General features: G+C 45.6%; 25 protein-coding genes. 11 read left to right on the top strand and 14 right to left on the bottom strand.

All coding sequences use genetic code 11. The features are described from left to right. The first annotated feature begins 70 nt into the window (after positions 1-70). The 5 genes from AB8613_RS08720 (at position 71) to AB8613_RS08700 (ending at position 4,242) form a co-directional block, all read left to right on the top strand. Complete coding sequence (locus AB8613_RS08720) at positions 71-1,057, top strand: serine/threonine protein kinase (protein WP_372384810.1); 987 nt, start codon at positions 71-73, stop codon at positions 1,055-1,057. A 55-nt stretch (positions 1,058-1,112) separates the two neighbouring features. Further along, the gene (locus tag AB8613_RS08715; protein ID WP_372383727.1) at positions 1,113-1,712 is read left to right on the top strand and encodes a thiol:disulfide interchange protein DsbA/DsbL; all 600 of its coding nucleotides are present in this window, start codon (positions 1,113-1,115) and stop codon (positions 1,710-1,712) included. 138 nt (positions 1,713-1,850) lie between these two features. Next, positions 1,851-2,804 (top strand): DUF2860 domain-containing protein, encoded by a 954-nt coding sequence (locus AB8613_RS08710; RefSeq protein ID WP_372383726.1) that lies wholly within the window; start codon positions 1,851-1,853, stop codon positions 2,802-2,804. Between the two features lie 89 nt (positions 2,805-2,893). Continuing rightward, positions 2,894-3,403 carry a helix-turn-helix domain-containing protein gene (locus AB8613_RS08705; protein WP_146492455.1) on the top strand — a complete coding sequence of 170 codons (510 nt, stop codon included), beginning with the start codon at positions 2,894-2,896 and terminating at the stop codon, positions 3,401-3,403. Then, complete coding sequence (locus AB8613_RS08700) at positions 3,400-4,242, top strand: IS3 family transposase (RefSeq protein ID WP_327784266.1); 843 nt, start codon at positions 3,400-3,402, stop codon at positions 4,240-4,242. The genes AB8613_RS08705 and AB8613_RS08700 overlap by 4 nt, the downstream gene beginning before the upstream one ends. 55 nt (positions 4,243-4,297) lie before the next feature. Here the strand turns inward: AB8613_RS08700 and AB8613_RS08695 are convergent, their stop codons facing one another. Further along, the gene (locus tag AB8613_RS08695) at positions 4,298-5,821 is read right to left on the bottom strand and encodes a YifB family Mg chelatase-like AAA ATPase (protein WP_019825526.1); all 1,524 of its coding nucleotides are present in this window, start codon (positions 5,819-5,821) and stop codon (positions 4,298-4,300) included. Between the two features lie 472 nt (positions 5,822-6,293). Between AB8613_RS08695 and ilvG the strand changes: the two genes are divergently transcribed. The 5 genes from ilvG to ilvA are packed head-to-tail and all read left to right on the top strand — an operon-like array spanning position 6,294 to position 12,629. Further along, entirely contained in the window at positions 6,294-7,940 is a 1,647-nt protein-coding gene (gene ilvG, locus AB8613_RS08690; protein ID WP_146492788.1) for an acetolactate synthase 2 catalytic subunit, read from the top strand. A 1-nt stretch (position 7,941) separates the two neighbouring features. Then, the gene (gene ilvM / locus AB8613_RS08685; RefSeq protein ID WP_017055442.1) at positions 7,942-8,226 is read left to right on the top strand and encodes an acetolactate synthase 2 small subunit; all 285 of its coding nucleotides are present in this window, start codon (positions 7,942-7,944) and stop codon (positions 8,224-8,226) included. A gap of 12 nt (positions 8,227-8,238) precedes the next feature. After that, entirely contained in the window at positions 8,239-9,207 is a 969-nt protein-coding gene (locus tag AB8613_RS08680; protein WP_210447661.1) for a branched-chain amino acid transaminase, read from the top strand. 33 nt (positions 9,208-9,240) lie between these two features. Beyond that, the gene (gene ilvD, locus AB8613_RS08675; RefSeq protein WP_017071778.1) at positions 9,241-11,082 is read left to right on the top strand and encodes a dihydroxy-acid dehydratase; all 1,842 of its coding nucleotides are present in this window, start codon (positions 9,241-9,243) and stop codon (positions 11,080-11,082) included. Between the two features lie 2 nt (positions 11,083-11,084). Then, the gene (gene ilvA / locus AB8613_RS08670) at positions 11,085-12,629 is read left to right on the top strand and encodes a threonine ammonia-lyase, biosynthetic (protein ID WP_372383725.1); all 1,545 of its coding nucleotides are present in this window, start codon (positions 11,085-11,087) and stop codon (positions 12,627-12,629) included. A 97-nt stretch (positions 12,630-12,726) separates the two neighbouring features. Here the strand turns inward: ilvA and punR are convergent, their stop codons facing one another. After that, complete coding sequence (punR, locus tag AB8613_RS08665) at positions 12,727-13,641, bottom strand: DNA-binding transcriptional activator PunR (RefSeq protein ID WP_017058788.1); 915 nt, start codon at positions 13,639-13,641, stop codon at positions 12,727-12,729. A 163-nt stretch (positions 13,642-13,804) separates the two neighbouring features. Between punR and punC the strand changes: the two genes are divergently transcribed. Further along, positions 13,805-15,016, top strand: a complete 1,212-nt coding sequence (gene punC / locus AB8613_RS08660) for a purine nucleoside transporter PunC (protein WP_146492792.1) — start codon at positions 13,805-13,807, stop codon at positions 15,014-15,016. A gap of 71 nt (positions 15,017-15,087) precedes the next feature. Here the strand turns inward: punC and AB8613_RS08655 are convergent, their stop codons facing one another. The 12 genes from AB8613_RS08655 to AB8613_RS08600 form a co-directional block, all read right to left on the bottom strand. Further along, entirely contained in the window at positions 15,088-16,713 is a 1,626-nt protein-coding gene (locus tag AB8613_RS08655) for a diguanylate cyclase (RefSeq protein ID WP_372384809.1), read from the bottom strand. Positions 16,714-16,933: 220 nt separating this feature from the next. Beyond that, positions 16,934-18,292 carry a bifunctional UDP-N-acetylglucosamine diphosphorylase/glucosamine-1-phosphate N-acetyltransferase GlmU gene (glmU, locus tag AB8613_RS08650; RefSeq protein WP_017631548.1) on the bottom strand — a complete coding sequence of 453 codons (1,359 nt, stop codon included), beginning with the start codon at positions 18,290-18,292 and terminating at the stop codon, positions 16,934-16,936. 183 nt (positions 18,293-18,475) lie between these two features. Continuing rightward, positions 18,476-18,898, bottom strand: coding sequence for a F0F1 ATP synthase subunit epsilon (locus AB8613_RS08645; RefSeq protein ID WP_004735742.1), 423 nt, complete (start codon positions 18,896-18,898; stop codon positions 18,476-18,478). Positions 18,899-18,916: 18 nt separating this feature from the next. Continuing rightward, a complete protein-coding gene (gene atpD / locus AB8613_RS08640; RefSeq protein ID WP_048610850.1) occupies positions 18,917-20,320 on the bottom strand; it encodes a F0F1 ATP synthase subunit beta in 1,404 nt (467 codons plus the stop codon). Between the two features lie 34 nt (positions 20,321-20,354). After that, positions 20,355-21,221, bottom strand: coding sequence for a F0F1 ATP synthase subunit gamma (atpG, locus tag AB8613_RS08635; protein ID WP_016794171.1), 867 nt, complete (start codon positions 21,219-21,221; stop codon positions 20,355-20,357). A 48-nt stretch (positions 21,222-21,269) separates the two neighbouring features. Next, the gene (gene atpA, locus AB8613_RS08630) at positions 21,270-22,811 is read right to left on the bottom strand and encodes a F0F1 ATP synthase subunit alpha (RefSeq protein ID WP_017632647.1); all 1,542 of its coding nucleotides are present in this window, start codon (positions 22,809-22,811) and stop codon (positions 21,270-21,272) included. A 13-nt stretch (positions 22,812-22,824) separates the two neighbouring features. Continuing rightward, positions 22,825-23,358: a F0F1 ATP synthase subunit delta gene (gene atpH, locus AB8613_RS08625; protein ID WP_086712399.1), complete on the bottom strand. Its 534-nt coding sequence runs from the start codon at positions 23,356-23,358 to the stop codon at positions 22,825-22,827. Between the two features lie 15 nt (positions 23,359-23,373). Then, positions 23,374-23,844: a F0F1 ATP synthase subunit B gene (gene atpF / locus AB8613_RS08620; protein ID WP_010433231.1), complete on the bottom strand. Its 471-nt coding sequence runs from the start codon at positions 23,842-23,844 to the stop codon at positions 23,374-23,376. A 58-nt stretch (positions 23,845-23,902) separates the two neighbouring features. Continuing rightward, positions 23,903-24,160: a F0F1 ATP synthase subunit C gene (atpE, locus tag AB8613_RS08615; RefSeq protein WP_004411110.1), complete on the bottom strand. Its 258-nt coding sequence runs from the start codon at positions 24,158-24,160 to the stop codon at positions 23,903-23,905. Between the two features lie 50 nt (positions 24,161-24,210). Further along, positions 24,211-25,008 (bottom strand): F0F1 ATP synthase subunit A, encoded by a 798-nt coding sequence (gene atpB, locus AB8613_RS08610; RefSeq protein WP_009848124.1) that lies wholly within the window; start codon positions 25,006-25,008, stop codon positions 24,211-24,213. An 8-nt stretch (positions 25,009-25,016) separates the two neighbouring features. After that, on the bottom strand, positions 25,017-25,406 hold the full coding sequence (locus tag AB8613_RS08605; protein ID WP_060983471.1) for a F0F1 ATP synthase subunit I: 390 nt from the start codon (positions 25,404-25,406) through the stop codon (positions 25,017-25,019). A gap of 192 nt (positions 25,407-25,598) precedes the next feature. Beyond that, complete coding sequence (locus AB8613_RS08600) at positions 25,599-26,480, bottom strand: ParB/RepB/Spo0J family partition protein (RefSeq protein WP_146492794.1); 882 nt, start codon at positions 26,478-26,480, stop codon at positions 25,599-25,601. Positions 26,481-26,496: the final 16 nt, after the last annotated feature.

The following is a 26,496-nucleotide window of genomic DNA, read 5'->3' as shown; positions in this document are numbered from 1 at the left end:
CTGCACCTTAGTGCTTGGTATAACAACCCAATAAATGGAAAAAGGCTCAGTAATGAGCCTTTTTTATTCTATGACGATGCAAGCCTTTAACTTTGATAACCTGACTCCTGACTTCATGTGGTACGCACTGGAGAGCATCGGAGTTCGCGCTGAATCCGGGCTTCTCGCTCTCAACAGTTACGAAAACCGTGTATATCAGTTCACCGATGAAGATCGTAAGCGCTACGTCGTTAAGTTTTATCGTCCGCAACACTGGAACAAAGCACAGATCCAAGAAGAGCATGACTTCGCACTCGAGCTTATCGAACAAGAGATGCCAATTGCACCTCCAATGCGAATCAACGGTGCAACCTTACATGAATACCAAGGCTACCTATTTGCCTTGTTTGAAAGTGTCGGCGGCAGACAGTATGAAGTGGATAACCTAGACCAACTGGAAGGCGTAGGCCGTTTTCTTGGTCGTATTCATAAAGCCAGCGCGGGAAGAACATTCCAGCATCGCCCGACAATCAGCTTAGATGAATACCTTTATCAGCCACGTAAGATTCTAGAGAATTCTCAGTTTATCCCGACGCACCTAGAAAACGCGTTCTTCAATGACGTTGACCTTCTGATAAAAGAGCTAGAGAGCCAGTGGCCGAGCAACATTGAGAATATCCGCCTGCACGGTGACTGCCACCCTGGCAATATTTTGTGGCGCGATGGGCCAATGTTCGTCGATCTTGATGACGCACGTAACGGCCCTGCGATACAAGATCTGTGGATGCTGCTCAATGGCGAGCGCCAAGATAAGCTGATGCAACTGGATATTCTGCTAGAGAGTTATCAAGAGTTTTGCGATTTTAATACCGCACAACTGAAACTAATCGAGCCGCTACGCGGTCTACGTATGGTGCATTACATGGCATGGTTGGCGAAACGATGGCACGATCCAGCGTTTCCTCTCGCCTTCCCATGGTTTAATGATCCGAAATATTGGGAGCAACAAGTACTTGCTTGTAAAGAGCAAATTGCTACCCTGCAAGAGCCACCACTTTCGTTAATGCCTCAGTGGTAACCGCAATCGCAACATACAACTAGATAAAAATTCAAACATAATGGAGATTGGATAAATGAAAAAGCTATTCGCATTTTTCTCATTGATCATGTTGAGCCTTTCAGCTCACGCTGCGAAATTTAACGAAGGTGAACACTATAAAGTTCTCAACCTAGAAGCATCAAAAAAACCAATGGTGACAGAATTCTTCTCTTTCTACTGCCCACACTGTAATAGCTTTGAGCCAATCATCCAGCAGCTAAAACAACAGCTACCTAAAGACGCTAAGCTACAAAAGAACCATGTTTCATTCATGGGTGGCAACATGGGTCTGCCAATGAGCAAGGCTTATGCGACGATGATTGCACTGAAAGTTGAAGACAAAATGGTGCCAGTGATGTTTAACCGCATCCACACCATGAACAAGCCACCACGTGATGAAGCAGAACTGCGTCAAATCTTCCTAGACGAAGGTGTTGATGCGAAGAAGTTCGATGCTGCGTATAACGGCTTTGCAGTAGATTCGATGGTTCGTCGCTTCGACAAAGCATTCAAAGACAGCGGCCTTTCTGGTGTACCTGCTGTTGTAGTTAACAACCGTTACTTAGTAGAAGCGCAAGGTATTAACTCTCTCGATGAGTACTTCGAGCTGGTTAACTTCTTGTTAAAGAAGTAAGGTAGTGATTAAAGGAAGCTTCGGCTTCCTTTTTTTCCTAGTTCAAAAATCATCATTGATAAATAATCAGCCATAAAACTCAGAGCTTTACTGGTATTAATAACCCGTCCTAAGAACCGGTGGGCAAGGAGCCCTTAAATGAAAATAAAAATCACACTTCTCGCATTAAGCGTTGTTACTTCGCCAGCCTTTGCCAAACTTGCAGACGAACAAGGTTTCAGTGGTGAAATCTCTATCAATACCGGGGTAACCTCTTCCTCCTCAAATTTTAATACCGATGCTGATAGCACCCTCTCATCAAATAAACAGAAAGCCTCATCTGAAAGCTCATTTCTTGTCGCACCTTTAGGCAGTGTCGCTTACACCTTTGGTGAAAAGCTGAACCATCAGGTTTACACAGGTACCGCGCGTGATGATGTGGCGACGGGTACTGTTGTGCTTGAGGTTGGTTATAAATACCAACTAGAGTCAGGCATGACCATCGATGCTTCGATTCTGCCAACTATTATGTCTGGCGAGACTTGGGCCGATCCGTACAACACGACGTCAGCTCGCAGCAAAACCGACGAGACGGGTAATGCCTTTCGTTTAACACTAGAGAGCATCGCTGGCTCTGCTTTCTCTTTAGACATGGCCTACGCCACCAAAGATGTGAAAGATGATCGAGTTGAAGACGCGCTAAAACGCGACGCCGATACTTTCTACCTGAAAGGTCAATATCGTCAGCCAATCAGTCGTACCATGATGTTAGTACCGTCACTGATCTACCAATCAAGTTCTGCAGATGGCAAAGCTGCCTCTTATGAACAGTTTGGCGGTGAGGTAAGCTTATTTGGCGGCATGGGACGTCATCAATACGCACTAACGGCGGGTTACAAACAACGCTCTTACGATGCGAGCAGCATTACTTTCCAAAAGAAACGCAGTGACGATAACATCAATCTATTCGCCGCGTATGAATATGATCAATTCATGGATTGGGAAAACTGGTCGTTTGTTTCTCTTGCGGGCTACGGTACTAGTGACTCGAACATTACCTTCTATGATGAGTCTCAATACATCGTCTCACTCGGCCTGAACTACAAGTTCTAACTCCAGCCAGCGCCAATAAATTATCAAACTAAAGCCTGCACACTGAACTGACCCCCAATAGTTGGACACCAATTATTGGGGGTCTTTTTATGTCCAAATATAGCCGAGAGCTAAAATGTATCATTGCTAAGCAATACTTAGATGGCACGTCATCTCTCTACTTAGCAAAACAATATTCAATTTCTTCAAGACAGATACGGTATTGGGCTCAAGTCTTTGCCATCCATGGTACTGATTCATTTTTACCAACTAACCATGCGGCTACTGCTCAGACAAAACGAAAAGCATTGAATTTAATGTGGACGAATGAATGGTCTCTCACGCACACTAGCGCAGTATTAAACCTCTCATCCCCTGGGATACTCTCAGTCTGGCTCAAACGATTTAATGAGCTCGGTATCAAAGGGCTCAAAATGCGCCAGAAAGGAAGACCCTCAATGAAACAGCAACCTCAACGTACCACTAAGCCTGATAATGAAATGACGCTTGAGGAGCTAAAAGAGGAGTTGGTTTACTTACGAACCGAGAATGCCGTTCTAAAAAAGTTGGAAGAGTTGGAGCAGGAAAAAAACCGTCGAACAAAGAAAAAGCGGTCATAGCTCTAACTCTTAAAGGCAAGTACCCGTTGAAGCACTTACTGCACACTCTACAGCTGGCAAAAAGTGTCTTTTATTATCAGGCTCAAACGAGCAAGCGCCCAAATAGCTACGAACGTGAGCTGCGGTTGATAAAGTCAATTTATCATGAGCATAAGGGCCGATACGGCTACCGCCGTATTCACTTGGAATTAAAAAATCAGGGGTTCGTGCTTAACCACAAAACGGTTCAAAGGCTTATGGCTCAGCTCAACCTTAAATCGACGGTCAGGATTAAAAAGTATCGTTCATACCGAGGAGAGTCTGGAACAGCTGCTCCTAACGTGCTTGAAAGAGATTTTAGTGCGACTCAACCCGACGAAAAGTGGGTAACTGATGTCACGGAGTTCAAAGTCAAAGAGCAGAAAGTATACTTGTCTCCCGTTGTCGACTTGTTTACTCAGGAAGTGGTTGCTTATAGAGTGGCCAAAAGTGCCTGCTTGCCGCTAGTCACGGATATGCTGACGGAAGCCATATCAAAGCTTAAACCCAACTCAAAGCCAATTATACATAGCGATCAAGGTTGGCAATATCGCCATCGACAGTATCAAAAAAAGGTAGCGGAGAGTGGGTTAACACAAAGCATGTCGAGAAAAGGTAACTGCTTGGATAATGCGGTTGCTGAAAACTTTTTTGCTTTACTCAAAACAGAGATGTATCACAACCAAAGCTTTGAAGATGCAGATGCTCTGATAGAGCAAATTAAAGAATACATCGAGTACTACAATACCAAACGTATAAAAGTGAAACTAAAAGGCCTGACTCCGATAGAATATCGAACTCAGGCCTTGAAAGCCGCTTAACAGAAATGTCCAACTTTACGGGGTCACTTCACACAAGCAGGCTTTCTATTTACTACTACACAGCTTGAGCCGTGAGTTGCTTCAACAATCGGTCCATCGCTCGATAGCCCAGCGCTTCCGATAGGTGTTTCTTTTCTATCTGCTCGTTACCGTCAAGGTCAGCAATGGTTCGCGCTACCTTAATGATTCGGTGATAGGCACGAATCGACAGCCCCAATCGATGGAGTGCTGTCTCAAGAAACTCCGCATCTTCACGTCGCAGTGGGCAATACTTCTCAATTTCTCGACTGCCGAGTAAAGCATTTGATTTATGGTTGCGAGATAACATGGTTTGACGAGCCTGTTTGACCCTGTGCTTTACGACTTGGGTGGTTTCACCTCGGTCACCTCCTTCGGCCAACATTCCCTTGGGCAATAGAGGTATCTCCAATGACATATCGAACCTATCTAGCAAGGGGCCAGATAAGCGGTTGAGATAGCGCAAGATTATCTGTGGGTTAGCCCGCGCTTGATTACCTTCGTAGTAACCTGTTGGACTTGGGTTGAGTGCACCGACCAACTGAAAGCGCGCAGGGAAACGCGTCTTGCCCGCTGCACGGGAGATAATAATCTCGCCCGACTCTAGTGGCTCACGTAATGAATCGAGCACCTTACGCTCAAACTCTGGCATCTCATCCAAGAACAATAAGCCGTTATGCGCCAAAGAGATCTCTCCGGGGCGAGGCACTGAGCCTCCTCCCACCAATGCCGCCATTGAGCTTGAATGGTGAGGGGATCGAAAAGGTCGTTGCTTCCAGTTGTACTGATTGATCTCTTGCTGCGTTAACGAAGCGACCGATGCAGTTTCCATCGCCTCGTCATCACTCATTTCAGGTAACAAATCACGCAGACGAGACGCCAACATAGTCTTGCCAGTTCCTGGAGGGCCAAGGAAAAGTAAGTTGTGATTTCCAGCGGCTGCTATCTCCAGAGCTCGCTTACCTTGTTGTTGGCCGATAATATCTTGTAGGTCGCGAAGCACTGAAACATCAGCCTGATGATGTTCCGTTCTATATAGGCCAAGCTGAGTCTGTCCACACATGTCAGCACAAACCTCCAACAAGGTTTGCGCAGATTTATGGGCTCCCTTGCCCACTAGCGCAGCCTGATCACCGTTATGGTGTGGAACAACTAAGCATCGTTCGACGCTATCGGCAGCTAACGTCGCAGGCAACACGCCCTTTACTGAACGCAGCTCTCCAGACAGCGCCAACTCACCGATGAATTCATGCTGTGCGATCTTTGATGTCGGAAGCTGATCAGATGCCACTAAAATCCCAAGCGCGATTGGCAAATCGAAACGACCTCCTTCTTTGGGTAAATCGGCAGGAGCGAGGTTGACCGTGATTCTTTTTGATGGAAATTCAAAGCGAGAATTGATGATCGCACTTCTTACTCGATCTTTAGATTCCTTAACCGTTGTTTCAGGTAGACCCACTAACGTAAAGCCAGGCATTCCATTGCTTATATGCACCTCAACAGTCACTTCTGGCGCCTCTACACCAACACTAGCTCGACTATGAATTATCGCGAGTCCCATAACTTTCCTTTGTCTTTGATTTAAAAGTATTCGCTCTGGATATTCGTTGCTCACCAAAGCTATAAGGTTGTTATATAGCTTGATGGAATGGTGTTTTAATGTGAAAAAAGAATGACATTTTCCTTGTCATGCGGCAGATTTGTGTGATAACACTAGAGATATAGACTTTTACTGAAGACAATAAACGAGAAAACTCGAATATTATGATTTTTAACGCTCGCATTTACGCACTGATTAACCTGATTATCGTAGTCATTATTAAGACTGCGCGGGGGCGAGTGGGAAGAAAGTAACCACGAATTAGAAAAAACCCCCGCACTGACAAGTCCGGGGGTTTTTTCTAATTTAAACATTCGATTTTTATATTTTTGAGCATTTTCGGCTTTGCCGATTTACAGGAAGAATGGGAGCACAAGATGTGCAGAGACAAAGGAAACAGTTACCAAAATAAAGGTAATACGGGAGAATTCCGATGAAAGGCGCAGAACTAGTCGTATCCGCACTCAAGCAACAAGGAATTGAGACCGTATTTGGTTACCCAGGCGGTGCCATCATGCCAATCTACGATGCACTTTATGATGGCGGGGTTGAGCATATCCTATGTCGTCATGAGCAAGGCGCTGCAATGGCCGCGATCGGTATGGCTCGTGCAACACAAGATGTCGCTGTTTGTATGGCAACCTCGGGACCAGGTGCAACGAACCTAGTCACTGGCCTTGCAGATGCCTTTATGGATTCAATCCCATTGGTTGCTATCACAGGTCAGGTTGCAAGTTCCCACATTGGTACCGATGCATTCCAAGAGATGGATGTGATTGGTATGTCTCTGTCATGTACCAAGCACAGTTACCTAGTTACCGACATTGAAGAATTGGCTCCAACCCTAGCTGAAGCCTTTGTAGTAGCGAAGTCTGGCCGCCCAGGTCCAGTTATCGTCGATATTGCTAAAGATGTTCAACTAGCAGAAGCTCCTGTTAAAACTCTCCCAGAATTTACTCCACCAGCGATTCCTGTTGCAACAACCGATGCTATTGAGCAGGCACAGTACTTTTTGTCTCAAGCTACCCGCCCTGTTTTATACGTAGGTGGTGGTGTTCAACTCGCTAAAGCGACCGATGCTGTTCGTGAGTTCTTACGCCTTAACCCGATGCCTGCAGTAAGTACATTGAAAGGCTTGGGTACTATCGAACGTGACGACCCACACTACCTTGGCATGTTGGGCATGCACGGCACCAAAGCCGCTAACCTAGTGGTTCAAGAGAGTGACCTGCTGATTGTTGTTGGCGCTCGTTTCGATGACCGAGTAACCGGTAAGCTTGATACCTTTGCACCACACGCGAAAGTTATCCATATCGATATTGATGCCGCTGAGTTCAGCAAACTGCGTCTTGCTAATGCGCCAATTCGTGGTGACATCAACAAGATCATGCCTCAGTTGGAACTAAGCCAAGACATCTCATCTTGGGTTCACCACTCTGAAGGGCTTCGTAGCTCATTCAAATGGCGCTACGACCACCCAGGTGATCTGATCTTTGCTCCGCTACTGTTGAAGCAACTGTCAGACATGATGCCAGCAAGCTCTATTGTTTCGACCGATGTTGGCCAACACCAAATGTGGGCAGCTCAACACATTCAACCTCGCGATCCACAGAACTTCATCACCTCTGCCGGTTTAGGCACCATGGGCTTTGGCTTACCAGCCGCTATGGGTGCGTCGGTTGGGCGTCCTGATGACCAATCTATACTTATCTCTGGTGATGGGTCGTTCATGATGAACGTGCAAGAACTTGGCACGCTGAAACGCCGCCAAATCCCAGTGAAGATGGTGCTTCTAAATAACTCTCGCTTGGGTATGGTTCGCCAATGGCAATCATTGTTCTTCGATGGCCGCCACAGTGAAACCATCCTAGATGACAACCCAGACTTCGTGATGCTAGCGAAAGCCTTCGATATCCCGGGTAAAACCATCACGCGTAAAGAAGAAGTAGAACCAGCATTGAAAGAGATGCTTGAGAGCAAAACCGCTTACCTACTTCATGTTCTTATCGATGAAGAAGAGAACGTATGGCCACTAGTACCGCCAGGTGCTTCAAACAGTGAGATGTTGGAGAACACATAACATGAAAAGATACCTATTAGACATCAAAGCCGATGATAAGCCTGTACTACTAGAGCGTGTTCTTCGTGTTATCCGCCACCGTGGCTTTATTGTTAAGCAAGTCGCAGGCACTCAAAACCACGAAAGCAAAGTGGCGAGTGTTGAGATCATTGTCGACAGTGACCGTCCGATCTCTTTCTTGGTCAATCAAATCGAAAAGCTGTGGGATGTGCGTACCGTTGACGTTATCTCTATCAGTCGTAATGAATTGCCAAACAATAACTTACAACAAAAGATAAACGCATAAGGAACCGCAAACATGACAGCTAAAACGGCAGACTATATTTGGTTTAACGGTGAGATGGTTCCTTGGGCAGAGGCGAACGTTCACGTCCTGACTCACGCAATGCACTACGGTACTTCTGTGTTTGAAGGTGTTCGTTGCTACAACACACCAAAGGGTCCGGTGATTTTCCGTCACCCTGAACACGCTAAGCGCCTAAAAGACTCAGCAAAAATCTACCGCTTCCCGATTCCTTACACTGAGGAAGAAATTATGGAAGCGACTCGCGAAACGCTACGTCAAAATAAGCTAGAGTCAGCGTACATCCGCCCTCTCGGCTTTGTCGGGAACGTTGGTTTAGGTGTATGTCCACCAGAAAACACTGAGATGGAACTGATCATCGCTGCTTTCCCTTGGGGCTCTTACCTAGGTGAAGAAGCTCTAGAAAATGGCGTAGACGCGATGATCTCTAGCTGGAACCGTGCGGCACCAAACACCATCCCAACCGCTGCTAAAGCGGGTGGTAACTACCTATCTTCACTACTGGTTGGTGGTGAAGCACGTCGTCATGGTTACGATGAAGGTATCGCGCTAAGTGTTGATGGTTACCTTTCTGAAGGCGCTGGTGAAAACATCTTTGTAGTACGCAATGGCGTACTATCTACACCACCAGCGACCAGTGCAATTCTGCCGGGCATCACTCGTGATTCGATCATGACACTAGCAAAAGACATGGGTTATGAGATCCGTGAAGAGAACATTGCTCGCGAAGCGCTATATCTTGCCGATGAAGTATTCATGACAGGCACAGCTGCAGAGATCGTTCCGGTTCGCAGTGTAGACAAAATTACAGTAGGTGAAGGCAAACGCGGCCCTATCACTGAAAAGGTTCAAGCGGCTTACTTTGGTCTATTCAATGGAACCACTGAAGATAAGTGGGGCTGGTTAGACTATGTGTACCCAGCATACCAAACTTCAGAAAACCAAACACAAACAACTAAGTAAGCAACAGCCAAATATTTTATAAGGATTTAAGCAATGCCAATCTATCGTTCAGCAACGACTACCCACGGACGCAACATGGCTGGTGCGCGCGCTTTATGGCGTGCAACTGGTGTTAAAGATGATGACTTCGGTAAGCCAATCATCGCAGTTGTAAACTCTTTCACTCAATTCGTTCCAGGCCACGTTCACCTTAAAGACATGGGTCAATTGGTTGCGGGTGAAATCGAGAAAGCGGGCGGTATCGCTAAAGAATTCAACACCATCGCAGTTGATGATGGTATCGCAATGGGTCACGGCGGCATGCTGTACTCACTGCCATCACGTGAGCTTATCGCAGACTCAGTAGAGTACATGGTCAATGCACACTGTGCAGATGCGATGGTATGTATCTCGAACTGTGACAAAATCACTCCGGGAATGATGATGGCTGCAATGCGCCTCAACATCCCTGTGATCTTTGTATCAGGCGGCCCAATGGAAGCAGGTAAAACCAAGCTTTCAGATCAGATCATCAAGCTCGACCTTGTTGATGCAATGATCCAAGGTGCCGATCCAACGATTTCAGATGAGCAAAGCGAACAAGTAGAGCGTTCTGCATGTCCAACCTGTGGTTCATGTTCAGGTATGTTCACAGCCAACTCAATGAACTGCCTAACAGAAGCACTTGGCCTATCTCAGCCAGGTAACGGCTCTATGCTGGCGACGCACGCAGACCGTGAAGAGCTGTTCATCAATGCCGGTAAGCGCATCGTTGATCTAACCAAGCGTTACTACGAGCAAGACGACGAGTCAGCACTGCCACGCAACATCGCAAACCGCGCTGCCTTTGATAATGCAATGGCGTTAGATATCGCGATGGGTGGTTCAAGTAACACCGTTCTTCACCTTTTAGCGGCAGCTCAAGAAGGTGAAATTGACTTTGATATGGGTGATATCGACGAGATGTCTCGCCGTGTTCCACACCTATGTAAAGTGGCTCCTTCAACACCGAAATATCACATGGAAGACGTTCACCGCGCTGGTGGTGTAATGGCTATCCTAGGTGAACTAGACCGTGCTGGCCTACTGAACAACCAAACTCGTACAGTACTTGGCCTGAGCATGCAAGAGCAGCTTGCTCAATACGACATCATGCAGACAGAAGACGAAGCGGTACTTAAGTTCTTCCGCGCTGGTCCAGCAGGCATTCGTACTACTAAAGCCTTCTCGCAAGATTGCCGTTGGGATCGTCTTGATGACGACCGCAAAGAAGGTTGTATCCGTACTAAAGAGAATGCATTTAGCCAAGAAGGTGGCCTAGCGGTACTTTCAGGTAACATCGCGGTTGATGGTTGTATCGTTAAGACCGCGGGTGTTGATGAAGAAAACCTTAAATTCCAAGGCCCTGCTATCGTATTTGAAAGCCAAGATAGTGCTGTTGATGGCATCTTAGGTGGCAAAGTGAAAGCGGGCGAAGTAGTTGTTATTCGTTACGAAGGACCTAAGGGTGGTCCGGGTATGCAAGAAATGCTTTACCCAACCACTTACCTAAAATCTATGGGTCTAGGTAAGTCTTGTGCTCTTCTAACTGACGGACGTTTCTCTGGTGGTACATCAGGTCTATCTATCGGTCACGCTTCTCCAGAAGCAGCAAGTGGCGGTGTGATTGGTCTAGTAAACACTGGCGACATCATCACTATCGATATCCCTAGCCGCTCAATCACACTTGATGTGCCAGAAGCAGAGCTAGAAGCGCGTCGTGTTAAACAAGATGCACTAGGCTGGAAACCAGAAAACCGTCAGCGTGAAGTATCTTTCGCACTGAAAGCTTACGCAAGCATGGCGACCAGTGCCGACAAAGGCGCAGTGCGCGATAAGTCTAAACTTGAGGGCTAACTATGAGTGATGACACCTCCAGTCCCCAAAAACAAACTGGCGCAGATTATCTGCGTCAGATCCTGAGAGCGCCGGTTTACGAAGCGGCAATCGTGACACCTCTACAGGATATGCCACGTTTAAGCGCGCGCATTGGAAATCAGGTGCAGCTTAAGCGAGAAGACCGCCAGCCGGTGCACTCGTTCAAGCTACGTGGCGCCTACAACATGGTATCAAGCCTTTCTGAGCAGCAAAAAGCCGCAGGTGTGATTGCTGCATCGGCGGGTAATCATGCTCAAGGTATGGCGCTGTCCGGTTCAAAGCTTGGTATTCAAACCACAATTGTGATGCCAAAAACCACACCAGACATCAAGGTTGATGCGGTGCGTGGCTTTGGTGGTAACGTGGTTCTACATGGCAGCAACTTTGATGAAGCGAAAGCCGAAGCAGAACGACTTTCCGCTGAGCACGGCTATACCTTTGTTCCTCCCTTCGATCACCCATTGGTGATCGCAGGGCAAGGTACGATGGGCATGGAGATGCTGCAGCAAAACGGTCACATGGATTATATCTTTGTACCTGTTGGTGGTGGTGGCTTAGCGGCAGGTGTTGCTGTGTTAGTAAAACAGCTGATGCCAGAGATTAAAGTCATTGCAGTAGAACCAGAAGATTCGGCTTGCTTGAAGGCAGCTCTCGATGCTGGTGAACCAGTAGTACTGGATCAGGTCAGCATGTTTGCTGATGGTGTTGCGGTTAAACGTATTGGCGAAGAGACCTTCCGTCTTTGCCAGCAGTACATCGATGGTCACATTGCTGTGTCTAGCGATGAGATCTGCTCGGCGGTGAAAGACATCTTTGAAGACACTCGTGCAATTGCCGAACCTTCAGGGGCGCTTGCTCTGGCTGGTTTGAAGAAGTTTGCTGAACAAAACAAACTGCAAGATAAGCAATTGGCGACGGTACTGTCTGGTGCTAATACCAACTTCCACGGTCTGCGTTATGTATCTGAGCGTTGTGAGTTAGGTGAGAAGCGAGAAGGTCTACTTGCGGTTACGATTCCAGAGCGACAAGGGGCATTCCTAGAGTTCTGTAATATTATTGGTGGTCGTGCGGTGACTGAGTTTAACTACCGCCACAATGACGAAAGTCTAGCGAATATCTTCGTTGGTGTACGTCTACAAGGTGGACAAGAAGAACTCGAGCACATCATCAATGACCTACGTGACGGTGGCTACCCGGTTGTCGATCTGTCTGATGATGAGATGGCAAAACTGCACATTCGCTACATGATTGGCGGTAAACCATCGAAACCACTGAAAGAACGTCTGTACAGCTTCGAGTTTCCAGAATACCCAGGTGCATTGATTAAATTCCTTGATACCTTAGGTACTCACTGGAATATCAGCCTGTTCAACTATCGTAACCACGGTGCCGATTACGGTCGCGTATTGTGTGGTTTTGAGCTTGGTGATGATGATTTGGCTCAGTTCTCAACACATCTACGAGAGCTTGGCTATCAGTGTAAAGATGAAACCGATAACCCTTCCTACAAGTTCTTCTTGTCTTAAGAGTTAACGACCGAATCAAAAAGAGCGAGTATTTACTCGCTCTTTTTGTGGATGAAGATTCAGCTCAAACTTGAAAAGGATCTTCTCGCTAAGATCATTAGATCGCCTTGCGATGATCCAGCCAATCTTGATGAAGTTGTTCACTCGATCCTAGGTACTTGACCATCCATTCGATCAGCTTATGGTTATCGTCTTTTCGCCACACCAAACAACAATGACTCTGCGGGCTCGGTTCAGGCAGTATTTTCTCCACCAGCAAGCCTTGCTCGATAATAGGTGCAGCAATGTGTCTTGGCATATAACCCACCCCTACTCCATTTTTAAGACATTCAATCGCGCTATACCAGTTGGGTAACAACAGGCGTCTTTGATTTGAGTAGTGGCCAGTGTGTCGCTTAGGGAGCACACTAGAGGTATCGTCCAAACATATCGCGGGATATTGGCTAACAAACTCTTCATTGAGGTTTTGCTCTCGCACACACGGATGACTTGGCGACATTACAAACGCCCAATCTAACCGTCCCATATCTTTAACCTCAAAGTCGCCACCAACCGGAATCGCAGAGGTTGCGCCAATCACGATATCCGCTCTGCCCTGTGCTATCGCTTCCCAAGAGCCGTTGAACACCTCCATGTTGATCTGGAGCTCTGCAAACTCAAAGGTTTGGTAGAACTCTTCAATCATCGGCTTCATCTTATCGAGCTTAACCACGTTATCGAGCGTTAGGCGCAAGGTTTTCTTCCAACCACGAGCCGCGCGGCGAGTCTGGGCACTGACCTCTTCCATCTGTCTCAACAACGCACGAGCCTCTTCAATGAACAACTCACCAGCAGGTGTCAGCTCAACCTTTCTCGGTAACCGTCTGAAAAGTAGAACATCCAGTTCTTGCTCAACCTGTCTAACACCGTAGCTGATCGCAGACGGTACTTTGTGCAACTGTTCAGCAGCTGCGGTAAAACTACCCAAGCGAGCGACAGTATCGAGCATTTCTAAAGAGGATTTAGAGAACATAAGCCTTCAAATTTTTTGATTGATAACTACATATTTTAGCGTTTTATTTTATCAGGTCTGAAAAATAGAATGTCAGCATAAATAAACAGGGGCTTTAACTTCTGTATATCAAACAATTTTTTTGATGATAAAAACATCACTACCTTTAGCTTAATGGCATCTTATGAATATTTCTAAATTTCAATTGGTCTACCTTGCAGTTCTTTCAATGCTTGGCTTTATTGCGACCGATATGTACCTTCCTGCATTTAAGGCAATGGAAGTTGATTTCGCAACCGGCCCGGAGCAGATTGCTCTATCTCTAACCGTATTCCTTGGCGGTATGGCAATGGGTCAGCTTCTTTGGGGTCTGGCAAGTGACAAGTATGGTCACCGCAATACGCTGGCGGTTGGTCTTGTAATCTTTACGGCAGCTTCATTCGGCTTAGCATTCAGCACCGAGGTATGGCACCTACTGACACTACGATTCATTCAAGCAATCGGTGTATGTGCTCCGGCGGTAATCTGGCAAGCCATGGTTATCAAGCGTTACTCACAAAGCAGTAGCCAGCAAATTTTTGCAACCATCATGCCTTTGGTCGCACTATCTCCTGCACTAGCACCTCAGCTAGGTGTTTTACTTGCGGATAGCTTTGGCTGGCATAGTATCTTCATCACATTAACCTTGATGGGTGCACTGCTAGTGGCGACAACAATGGCTCAGCCAAAAGAAGCGCCTGAAGTAAAGCAGACATCGATTAAGACAGACATCAAGATGTTGCTTAAATCAAAACCTTACATGGGTAATGTTTTAATGTTTGCTTCGGCATCTGCAGCGTTCTTCGCTTACCTAACGGGTATGCCAGAGATCATGGCTCAACTAGGTTATGAAGCAAAAGACATCGGCCTAAGTTTCATCCCACAAACAATCGCATTCATGGCGGGTGGTTACTTCGGTAAGCAAGCGGTGAAGAAGTATGGCGATAGTATTGTACTAAGAAACCTTATTGGTTTGTTCAGCGTAGCAGCGATGCTTATCTTTATCGCATCACAGTGGGAACTGACTTCCATCTGGCCTCTACTTGCGCCTTTCTGTTTGATTGCTGTAGCAAATGGTGCACTTTACCCAATCGTAGTTAACCGTGCCCTATCAAGCGCTAAACAGAGCCCAGCAACAGCTGCTGGTCTACAAAACAGCCTGCAAATCAGCATCAGTGGCTTATCAAGTGCATTGGTAGCGGCAATGGCTAGCCAAGCATTAAGCGCTACAGGTATCGCAGTTGTGATTTGTTTGGGTGCATTGTGGGTTGGCTACATTGTTTCGAACAAAGAGCTTTCAGAACACTTCGCTACGCCAGACAACTCTCGAGTAGTAGCAGACGAGAAACAAGACTAGTTCCTCGTTTAACGAAAACAAAAAAGAGCGAGATTACTCGCTCTTTTTTTATATCTAAATTCAGTCTCAGTTTAAGACAATTTCGAAGCAGCTTCACCGTCGACAATTTCTAACGCTGGCGCTTTATGGCGGCTATATTCATCATAGTTAACCACTCGGTTGCGGCCCATGTCTTTCGCCATGTACAAAGCGTTATCGGCCATCTTAACCAAAGACTCGGTATCAGATGCTGGCTTAGGGTAAGTAGCTACACCTATCGAAACACCCAACTGACCTAATGACAAACCTTTATGTTCAAGGTGCATCGAACGCACAGCATCACACAAGGTTTGACCAAACTCAGTCGCTTCTTGCATTGAATAATGTGGAAGCAGTACCGCCAACTCCTCACCACCTAATCGGCAAGCAATCTCATCTTCACTGACGCTCTGTTTAAGTAACGCACTGATCTCTTTTAATACGAAATCACCTGCATCATGACCAAAGTTGTCATTAAAACGTTTGAAGTGATCCAAATCGAGCATCAATAGCGATAATGGCTGTTCGCTGGTGGCCGAATTCATTGAGTGCTCTTCCAGTTTCTGCTCAAAGAAACGACGGTTGAATAAGCCAGTAAGAGGGTCGCTCAATGCTTGTGAGCGAAGCTTCTCTTGTAAGCTCAAGTTAGCTAATGCTAAGCCTAAATGCTCTGAAACACTGAAGGCTAATTGCTCGGTAATGGGATCAATCTTGATGTCACCAACACCGAAATAAAGGTGCATGATGCCGATGGTGTTGCCATGTGCCGTCAACGGAATACACAAGGTTTGGTTGTTTTCCATCTCATGCATGTGACCACAGGTTAACGAGTGGAAATCATCATTCGATTGATGTGCACGTCCTTTACGTAGTGACCAACACTCTTCTGGAGCAAAGCTCGCGCTTCCCGGCCAAGTCTCTCCCCAATCGAGCTGAGTGATCAACTGGTTACGCGATGCACGCATCAAAGAAACACTGCCGTTCACGTTACCGAGAATTCGCGGCAAGATATCCGAAACGATCTGTTGTGCCTCGACCATGTTATTACATGCAGCAAGCATATTCGCCAGGCGGTGCATCAACTCGATTTCATGGGTTCGTTGGCGAATGCGCTCGTCTTGCTTTTTCTGTTCTTCTTCCACTCGATGAACAATTTGGCGATTACTCACGTAAGAGGTGCCAATCAAGAAGCTCAAACTCAACACAACCATACCAACCAGAATCCCCATCAATTGGAAGTTCATCTGTTTCAGTTGATGCATCGGTGAAGAGATAACGATAACGAAACTGCTACCGTTCATGGATTCTTTATGGGAGTAATAGATACGATCAACCGAAGTGACCGTACTAAAACGCACGTCACTGCCGAAGCCTGTTTTTAGAGCTTGTTGAAATTCAGGTCGATCGCTGTGGTTTTCAACGCCTGCAAGCGCATGATCAGAAAGGTCCGTATCCCCAATCACAACACCATCAGGATTAATAACCTGAATTCTTAATCGTGTACTAGCTTGGGTAAGATTACCAATATAATCATCAACATCTACACCTTCCGAGAATAAACGACTATCTTCACGGACCTCGAACACGACATCTGACATCAAAGAGACAAGATGATCACGCTCATTTTCAACAACCAACTTTTCCAGCGTTACATAAAAGCCATAGAGACCTATTAACATTGAAAAAGACAAAATAATGATCGGCAATGTTTGCCATTTCTTTTCAACCAATATCACCGTACATCAACCTATTTATACCGAACCACAGCCCGAATATTAACAATCTATTAAAAAAATACAATTGCCAAATTGATTATTTTGTTAGCAGTGAGTGGCCGATACAAAAAAGCCAGTAGCGATGCTACTGGCTTTCATAAAAATATATTTTGAACGTTAGAGTTTACTTCTTAGTTGGACGTTTCCAATCAGCAATCTTACGTTCTTTCGCACGGCTGATAACCAACTCATTTTCAGAAACATCACGTGTTACTGTAGAGCCAGCACCAACAGTTGCACCATTACCAATCGTAACAGGCGCGATTAATTGACTATCTGAACCAACGAATACGTCGTCGCCAATGATGGTCTTAAACTTATTCGCACCATCGTAGTTACAAGTAATTGCACCCGCACCCACGTTTACACGCTGACCAATTTCAGCATCGCCTAAATACGTTAAATGATTCGCTTTAGAACCTTCACCAAGGCGAGTGTTCTTTACTTCAACAAAGTTACCAACGTGCGAATCGTTACGCATGTCTGCACCTGGACGTAGGCGAGTAAATGGACCAACCGTACAGTCTTCACCGACCGTTGCGCCTTCAATTACGCTGTATGGGCGAATGATGGTGTTATCATCAATCTCACAGTCTTTCAACACGCAGCCGGTACCGATAACCACGTTATCACCAATGCTTACGCTGCCTTCGATGATAACGTTGGTGTCGATTTCAACGTCCATACCACATTGCAGTTCGCCACGTAGATCAAAGCGGCTAGGATCGCGTAACATAACGCCCTGCTTCAATAATTTGTCAGCTTGTTCTGCTTGGTAAGCACGCTCTAGACGAGCCAGTTGAGAGCGGTCGTTAACACCTTCTACTTCAATTGGGCTTACTGGGTGCACAGCTTCAACCGCACGACCTTCATCGTGAGCGGCTGCGATAACGTCAGTCAGGTAATATTCACCCTGTGCGTTGTCGTTGCTTAAACCAGACAACCAACGCTTCAGATCACCACCAGTCGCCACCATAACGCCAGTATTGATCTCTTTGATAAGCTTCTGCTCATCCGTTGCATCTTTCTGCTCAACGATAGCCACAACAGGTCCATTACGACGAATAATGCGACCGTATCCCATTGGGTTGTCTAGCACGACCGTAAGTAGCGCGATACCACCGTTTGGTTGAGCGTCTAATAGGTTTTCAATGGTTTCAGGTGAAATCAGTGGAACATCACCGTATAGCACCAATACTTTTTCATCATCAGCGAAATGTGCAGATGCTTGATCCACAGCGTGGCCTGTACCCAGCTGCTCAGCTTGCAGTGCCCAATTTACAGATTCTTCAGCTAGAGTAGCCTTCATCTGATCACCACCGTGGCCGTAAACCAGGTTGATATTTTGAGCGCCTAAACCATTACATGTATCGATAACATGCTTCACCATTGGCTTACCTGCAAGCGTATGCAGAACCTTTGGTGTGTTTGAATACATGCGAGTGCCTTTGCCCGCCGCGAGAATTACCGCGCTAAACTTCATTGTAAACCTATCCAACGTTATTTTTATTAAGCCGATATTGTAACCGTTTTTGGCCAAAAAATTAAATCGCAATAACCATTTAACCAGTAGTGATACGTAAAAGAGGCATTTTTGAGAATCTAGAAATGCAAAAAGGCGACCCTTAGGTCGCCTTTATCTCAGAGTCTATAATCTTATAAAAGATTAGCGACGCTGTTTTGTCAGTTCGATAACTCGTAACTGAGCAATGGCTTTAGCCAGTTCACCGGCCGCTTGTGCGAAGTCTATGTCGCCATGCTGATTTTGGATATTCTCCACAGCCTTGCGTTTAGCTTCTTCCGCCTTTGCTGCGTCTAGCTCTTCACCACGGATAGCTGTATCAGCCAGTACAGTCGCTGTACCAGGCTGAACTTCTACCATACCACCAGAAACATAAATGATTTCTTCGTGGCCGTGCTGCTTAACAATACGCACCATACCAGGCTTGATAGCGGTCAGCAGTGGAGTATGACCATGGAAAATACCAAGCTCACCCTCACTACCGGTCACCTGAAACGTCTCAACAAGGCCTGAGAAAATTTGTTTCTCTGCACTTACAACGTCTAGGTGAAAGGTTATTGCTGCCATATCGCCTCCTAGTTAGCCTTATAGCTTCTTAGCATTCTCGATAGCTTCGTCAATTGCACCACAGTACATGAACGCTTGCTCTGGAATGTCATCGTATTCACCAGATAGAAGACCTTGGAAGCCACGTAGAGTCTCTTTAAGAGGTACGTAAACGCCTGGGTCACCTGTAAATACTTCCGCTACGTGGTAAGGCTGAGTTAGGAACTTCTCAATCTTACGAGCACGAGATACAACTTGCTTATCTTCTTCAGATAGCTCGTCCATACCTAGGATAGCAATGATATCTTTCAGCTCTTTATAGCGCTGAAGAGTAGACTGAACGCCACGAGCGATGTCGTAGTGCTCTTGTCCAACTACCAATGGATCCAGTTGACGTGAAGTAGAATCTAGCGGGTCGATCGCTGGGTATAGACCCATAGATGCGATGTTACGGTTAAGTACAACCGTTGCATCCAAGTGAGCGAACGTTGTTGCTGGAGACGGGTCAGTCAAGTCATCCGCTGGTACGTATACCGCCTGTACAGACGTGATAGAACCAGATTTAGTTGACGTGATACGCTCTTGTAGAACACCCATTTCTTCAGCTAGTGTAGGTTGGTAACCTACCGCAGAAGGCATACGACCTAGAAGTGCTGATACTTCAGTACCTGCTAGTGTGTAACGGTAGATGTTATCAACGAACAGTAGAACGTCACGACCTTCGTCACGGAAGCGCTCTGCCATTGTTAGACCAGTCAGTGCAACACGTAGACGGTTACCTGGTGGCTCGTTCATCTGACCGTAAACCATCGCTACTTTTGATTCTTCAGGTTTTTCGATGTTTACAACACCTGCTTCCTGCATCTCAAAGTAGAAATCGTTACCTTCACGAGTACGCTCACCTACACCTGCAAATACAGATAGGCCTGAGTGTTGAAGTGCGATGTTGTTGATAAGTTCCATCATGTTAACGGTCTTACCTACACCAGCACCACCGAATAGACCGATTTTACCACCCTTAGCGAATGGACAAATTAAGTCGATTACTTTAACACCAGTTTCTAGAAGAGCTGTCTCGTTAGACTGCTCTTCGTAGCTTGGAGCTTCACGGTGAATGGCGTAATGCTCTTCAGCACCAATCTCGCCACACTCATCAATCGCGTCACCTAGGACGTTCATGATACGACCCAATGTCTTAGTACCTACTGGTACTGAGATTGGAGCGCCAGTATTTTCAACTGTCAAACCACGACGTAAACCATCAGAGCTACCCATTACGATTGCGCGAACTACGCCACCGCCAAGTTGTTGCTGAACTTCAAGAACGAGACGTTCTTGTACTTCATTAACATTCAGAGCGTCGTATACACGAGGTACTTCACCCTGTGGGAACTCTACGTCGACTACCGCACCGATGATCTGTACGATCTTACCTGTAGCCATCGTTAATCCTCTAACTATTTAGTTTTACCTAAGCTTAAACCGCAGCTGCGCCTGAAACGATCTCAGAAAGTTCTTGTGTAATCGCCGCTTGACGCGCTTTGTTATACACAAGTTCTAAGTCATCAATAATGTCACCAGCGTTATCTGTTGCTGATTTCATTGCAATCATTCGAGCCGCTTGCTCACAAGCAAGGTTCTCAACCACACCTTGGTACACTTGAGATTCGACATAGCGAACCAATAGTGCATCTAGTAGTGGTTTTGGCTCGGGCTCATAAATGTAGTCCCAAGAATGACTGCGTTTCATTTCTTCGCTGTCTGATTTAGGCAAAGGAAGTAATTGATCGATCGTTGGTTCTTGAACCATAGTGTTTTCAAACTTGTTGAACACTACGAACAGGCGATCTAATTCGCCTTCATCATATTTCTTCAGCATAACGCTTACAGAGCCAATCAAGTCTTCAAGGCTTGGACGATCGCCCAGACCAGAAACTTGAGCTGCTACTTTCGCGCCGCTGTTGTTGAAAAATGCTGTCGCTTTTGAACCTACAATTGCAAGTTCAACGTCAGCACCTTTCTCAGACCAATCTTTCATGTCGTTCATGGCTTTTTTGAACAAGTTAATGTTCAAACCACCACAAAGACCACGGTCTGTAGAAACGATGATGTAACCAACACGTTTGGCTTCACGTTCCTCAAGATAAGGATGCTTATACTCGAGGCTACCATTAGCCAAATGACCGATCACTTTACGCATTGTTTCTGCATATGGACGAGTAGCTTCCATTGCGTCTTGAGAACGACGCATTTTTGAAGCTGCTACCATTTCCATTGCTTTCGTAATCTTCTGTGTGCTTTTAACACTACCGATTTTATTACGTATCTCTTTTGCGCCGGCCATCGTTACTCTCCGTTAATGGTATGAGGTGGCCCTAAGACCACCTACCAATTACCAGGTCTGGGTTGCCTTGAAATCGTCAACAAGCTTCTTCAGCTCAGCTTCGATTTCTTTATTGAAAGCACCCGTTGTGTCGATCTGTGTTGCTAGATCGGCATATTGACCACGAGCAAACGACAGTAAAGCAGCTTCAAAATCTAGAACTTTAGAAAGTTCAACATCTTGAAGGTATCCACGCTCTGCAGCGAAGATTACTAGAGCTTGGTCAAATACAGACATAGGAGCGTACTGCTTCTGCTTCATCAGTTCTGTAACTTTCTGACCGTGGTCTAGCTGCTTCTTAGTCGCTTCATCAAGATCCGAAGAGAACTGAGCAAATGCTGCAAGTTCACGGTATTGAGCTAGAGCAGTACGGATACCGCCAGATAGCTTCTTGATGATTTTAGTCTGCGCCGAACCACCTACACGAGAAACTGAGATACCAGGGTCAACAGCTGGACGTACGCCTGCGTTGAATAGTTCAGTTTGTAGGAAGATCTGACCATCAGTAATCGAGATTACGTTCGTTGGTACGAATGCAGATACGTCACCAGCTTGCGTTTCGATGATAGGAAGAGCAGTTAAAGAACCAGTCTTGCCTTTCACTTCACCGTTAGTGAACTTCTCTACGTATACTTCGCTTACACGAGCAGCACGCTCTAGTAGACGAGAGTGAAGGTAGAAAACATCACCTGGGAACGCTTCACGACCTGGTGGACGCTTAAGTAGTAGCGAGATTTGACGGTAAGCGACAGCTTGCTTAGATAGATCATCATAAACAATCAGTGCATCTTCACCGCGATCACGGAAGTATTCGCCCATCGCACAACCAGCATACGGTGCAAGGTATTGCAGCGCTGCAGATTCAGAAGCCGATGCAACAACAACAACAGTGTTTGCTAGTGCGCCGTGCTCTTCTAGTTTGCGAACTACGTTAGCAATAGTCGACGCTTTTTGGCCGATAGCTACGTAGATAGAGAAAATACCAGAATCTTTTTGGTTAATAATCGCATCGATCGCCATTGCTGTTTTACCAGTCTGACGGTCACCGATTACTAGTTCACGCTGACCACGACCGATAGGGATCATTGAGTCAACTGACTTGTAACCAGTTTGAACAGGTTGATCTACCGATTTACGGTCGATTACACCTGGTGCGATAATTTCTACAGGCGAAGTTAGTTTCGCTTCGATAGGACCTTTACCATCAATTGGCTCACCTAGCGTGTTTACAACACGACCAAGCATTTCAGGACCTACTGGTACTTCTAGAATACGACCAGTACCTGTAACTTTCATGCCTTCCTGTAGGTCAGCATACGGGCCCATTACAACAGCACCAACCGAATCACGGTTCAAGTTTAGTGCTAGAGCGTAACGGCCACCCGGTAGTTCGATCATTTCACCTTGCATCACGTCCGCTAGGCCGTGGATGCTAAGGATGCCATCGCTTACAGAAACGATAGTACCTTCATTGCGAGCTTCACTAACAACGTCGAAAGATTCAATACGTTGTTTAATTAGATCGCTAATTTCAGTGGAATTAAGTTGCATGCTCCAATCCCCATTAAGACTGCAATGCATCGCTCAGGCGGTCTAAACGACTGCGCGCTGAGTTATCGATGACTAGGTCTCCGGCTCGAATAATAACTCCACTAAGTAGAGTCTCATCTATACTGCAATTCAGCTGAACTTTGCGCGCTAAGCGCTGTTCCAATTTGCTGCTGATCTCTGCGCGTTGTTCTTCAGAAAGTTCTACCGCTGAAGTTACTTCAACGTCGATCTCTTTCTCATACTCTTGTTTGAGCAATAAGAACTGTTTACAAACATCAGGAAAAGCCATCAAGCGGCCGTTCTCTGCCATCACTTTAATCAAGTTCTGACCGAATTCATCAAATTGTTCGCCACAAATTACAATGAATACTTCAGCTAATTTTTCAGCAGTCATAGAACCGCTTAATAAATTATGAACATCATCATTTTGTGCCACTTCGGCAGCAAAAGTAAGCATCTGACCCCATTGGTCTAGCTCACCTTTATCTACCGCAAAGTCAAACGCTGCTTTAGCATAGGGGCGTGCGATTGTAGTCAAATCAGACATATACAGCCCCTTGCTTTAAAGTTTTGCAGTAATGTTGTTAAGAAGATCATCGTGTACATCTTTATCGATTGTACGCTCAAGGATTTTCTCAGCACCAGCTATAGCCAGAGTTGCGACTTGTTTGCGCAGGTCATCACGGGCACGTGTACGCTCTGCTTCAATTTCTGCTTCAGCTTGCGCTAAGATTTTCTGGCGTTCTGCCTGAGCTTCTTCGCGAGCTTCATCAATAATTTGAGCTTTACGTTTGTTTGCCTGATCAATAACCTCAGTTGCAGTGCGCTTTGCTTCTTTCATTTGCTCAGAAGCGTTGGCTTGTGCCAGGTTCAAGTCTTTAGCAGCGCGTTCAGCGGCTACTAGACCGTCAGCAATTTTTTTCTGACGTTCTTCAATTGCTTGCATGATTGGTGGCCATACATATTTCATGCAGAACCAAACAAACAATGAAAAAGCAATTGCTTGACCTAACAGAGTTGCGTTCATATTCACAACAGCTACCCCTCGTTAAGAATCAACTACAAAAATTTAATTAACTATTAAGAGTTAATTAGCCTGCTAGTTGACCAACAAATGGGTTAGCAAACGTGAATAGTAGTGCGATTACGATACCGATCATTGGAACAGCATCCAGTAGACCAGCGATGATGAACATCTTAACTTGTAGCATTGGAGCCATTTCAGGTTGACGCGCAGCGCCTTCTAGGAATTTACCACCAAGAATAGCAAAACCAATTGCAGTACCTACGGCACAAAGACCAACAATAATAGCAACAGCGATTGCTGAAAAACTTAGTACAGTTTCCATTTACGTTCTCCGATTAACATTAATAGTTAGAATAAAGCTTAAAATTTTTTTTAGTGATCACTATCTTCATGAGCCATTGATAAGTAAACGATTGTCAACATCATGAAAACAAACGCTTGAATCAAAATAACCAAGATATGGAAGATAGCCCAAGGTAGTGCACCTACCCATTGTAAATACCACGGTAGCATTGCCGCGATAAGAATAAACACCACCTCACCCGCAAACATATTACCAAATAAACGCATACCTAGAGATAGTGGCTTCGCTAGTAACGAAATTACCTCAAGTACCAAGTTAAATGGAATCATGATTGGGTGATTAAATGGATGCAGTGCCAATTCTTTAGCAAATCCGCCTAGACCTTTTACTTTGATGCTGTAGTAGATCATCAGAGCAAAAACACCTAAAGCCATTGCCATTGTTATATTAACATCAGCAGTAGGAACCACTTTCAAGTAAGGGATACCTAGCCAATGCTCTGCAGGATATGGTAAGAAATCAATAGGCACTAAGTCCATCAAGTTCATAATGATAATCCAGCAGAATATAGTCAGTGCTAGTGGGGCAATCAGAGGGTTGCGGCCATGGAAAGTTTCTTTAACGTTGTCACCAACGAATTCCACTACCATTTCAACAAAACACTGAAGCTTACCAGGTACACCTACTGTTGCTTTCTTAGCGACTGAGCGAAAAACCCAAAGGAATAACATCCCTGTCAACACCGAAAAAAACAGACTGTCTATATGTACGTTCCAGAAACTTGTCTCCTCTACAAGACCAAACTTAGCTAAAGAAAGGTTTTGTAAATGGTGTTCAATGTATCCGGATGCTGTTGGCGCAGCCATAACTCATCCTATTTTTTATTGTTAATGAAAAGCACTGGCGCAAAGATATTAATACCTAGAACCAGTAAATAGGTCAGTTTGAGGGGAATTAATTCCACCTGCATATACATGTAGACAATAGAGAATAGTAGAACTGTGATTAGAATTTTTAGCGCTTCGCCTGCATAGAACGACGCCGCAACTAACTTAGTTGCGCGAGCTCCACAAAATAGGAAAGCACACACACAAAAAACTACATTCGCGATGACAAAAATACCGCCACCGATTAATGCAGCAAAACCCCAATCAGGATTAACAGCTAAACCTAACCCTACCGCCACTAATATAACCGCGCTAAGCTCGATCAATAACATTTGCTTTGCAAGCACTCGTCCTGGTCTTGCTAACGCCGCTACCATGTATTCGTTCCTCTTTTAAGCCCACTTTACCACTCGCTTAAAAGCGTGCCGAGAAATTGGCGAAAATTATACGTTCAGCCAAATTGATTGCAACAACAACGCAGCAATCATTTACATTTTTGCATACAAACCGACAACTTTTGTACGAAATCACTTTTTTATTACATAATTGACCTAAATCAATTATCTCATTTAGTACTCTAGTTTAGCAATAAGTTGCTCTAATTTGTGAGGCTCATCAAGAGTAATTATTACTTTTGACTTACCGCTAACAGAACGAGTGACTGAAACGTTTGCTTGCAATTTTTCCGTGAGTCTTCGTGAAAGTTCGATAGCTTCTGTGTCTTCAGGCTTCGATTCTGGCTCAACGTCTGGTTTTAAACACTTTTTAACAAGCTGCTCGGTTTGACGCACGGTCATTTTTTTGGTCGCTGCAGTGTTTGCTGCTTCAACCTGGGTATCACCTTCAAGCGCAAGCAATGCTCGAGCATGCCCCATTTCCAGTTGTTTATTTGAAACTAAACCTTTTACTTCATTTTCTAATTGATTTAGACGTAATAAGTTACTAACCGTCGCTCTCGATTTACCAATCACTTCAGCGACTTGTTGGTGTGTCAGTTCAAATTCGTTCTGTAAGCGCTCTAGCGCTTGTGCTTCTTCGATGACATTCAGGTCTTCACGCTGAATATTCTCAATCAATGCCATCGCGATCGCAGCCTTGTCTTCGACTCTCTTGATCAGACATGGCACTTGTTTAAGGCCAGCTTGACGAGCCGCTCTCCAACGACGTTCACCTGCAATAATCTCGAACTGGTCGTGCGCCAATGGGCGAACAACGATAGGTTGGATAATGCCTTGAGATTGAATTGATGCAGCCAGCTCTTCTAGCGCTTCAGGCGCAATATCCTTACGCGGTTGATATACACCAGGCTTCAAGCAACCAACAGCCAGTTCGATAAGCTCACCATCAGCCGACAACGCCTGACTATGAGAAGCAACTTGCTGTTTTTCACGAGCCAATGAGCTAGTTGCAAGCAATGCATCTAGCCCTTTTCCTAAACCACGCTTAGACATTGAGCGAATTCCTTTG

The organism is Vibrio sp. BS-M-Sm-2, from assembly GCF_041504345.1.
Lineage (GTDB): Bacteria > Pseudomonadota > Gammaproteobacteria > Enterobacterales > Vibrionaceae > Vibrio > Vibrio satsumensis.
Note: the sequence above shows the minus strand (reverse complement) of the source record. Positions and strands in the feature narration are given on the sequence as shown.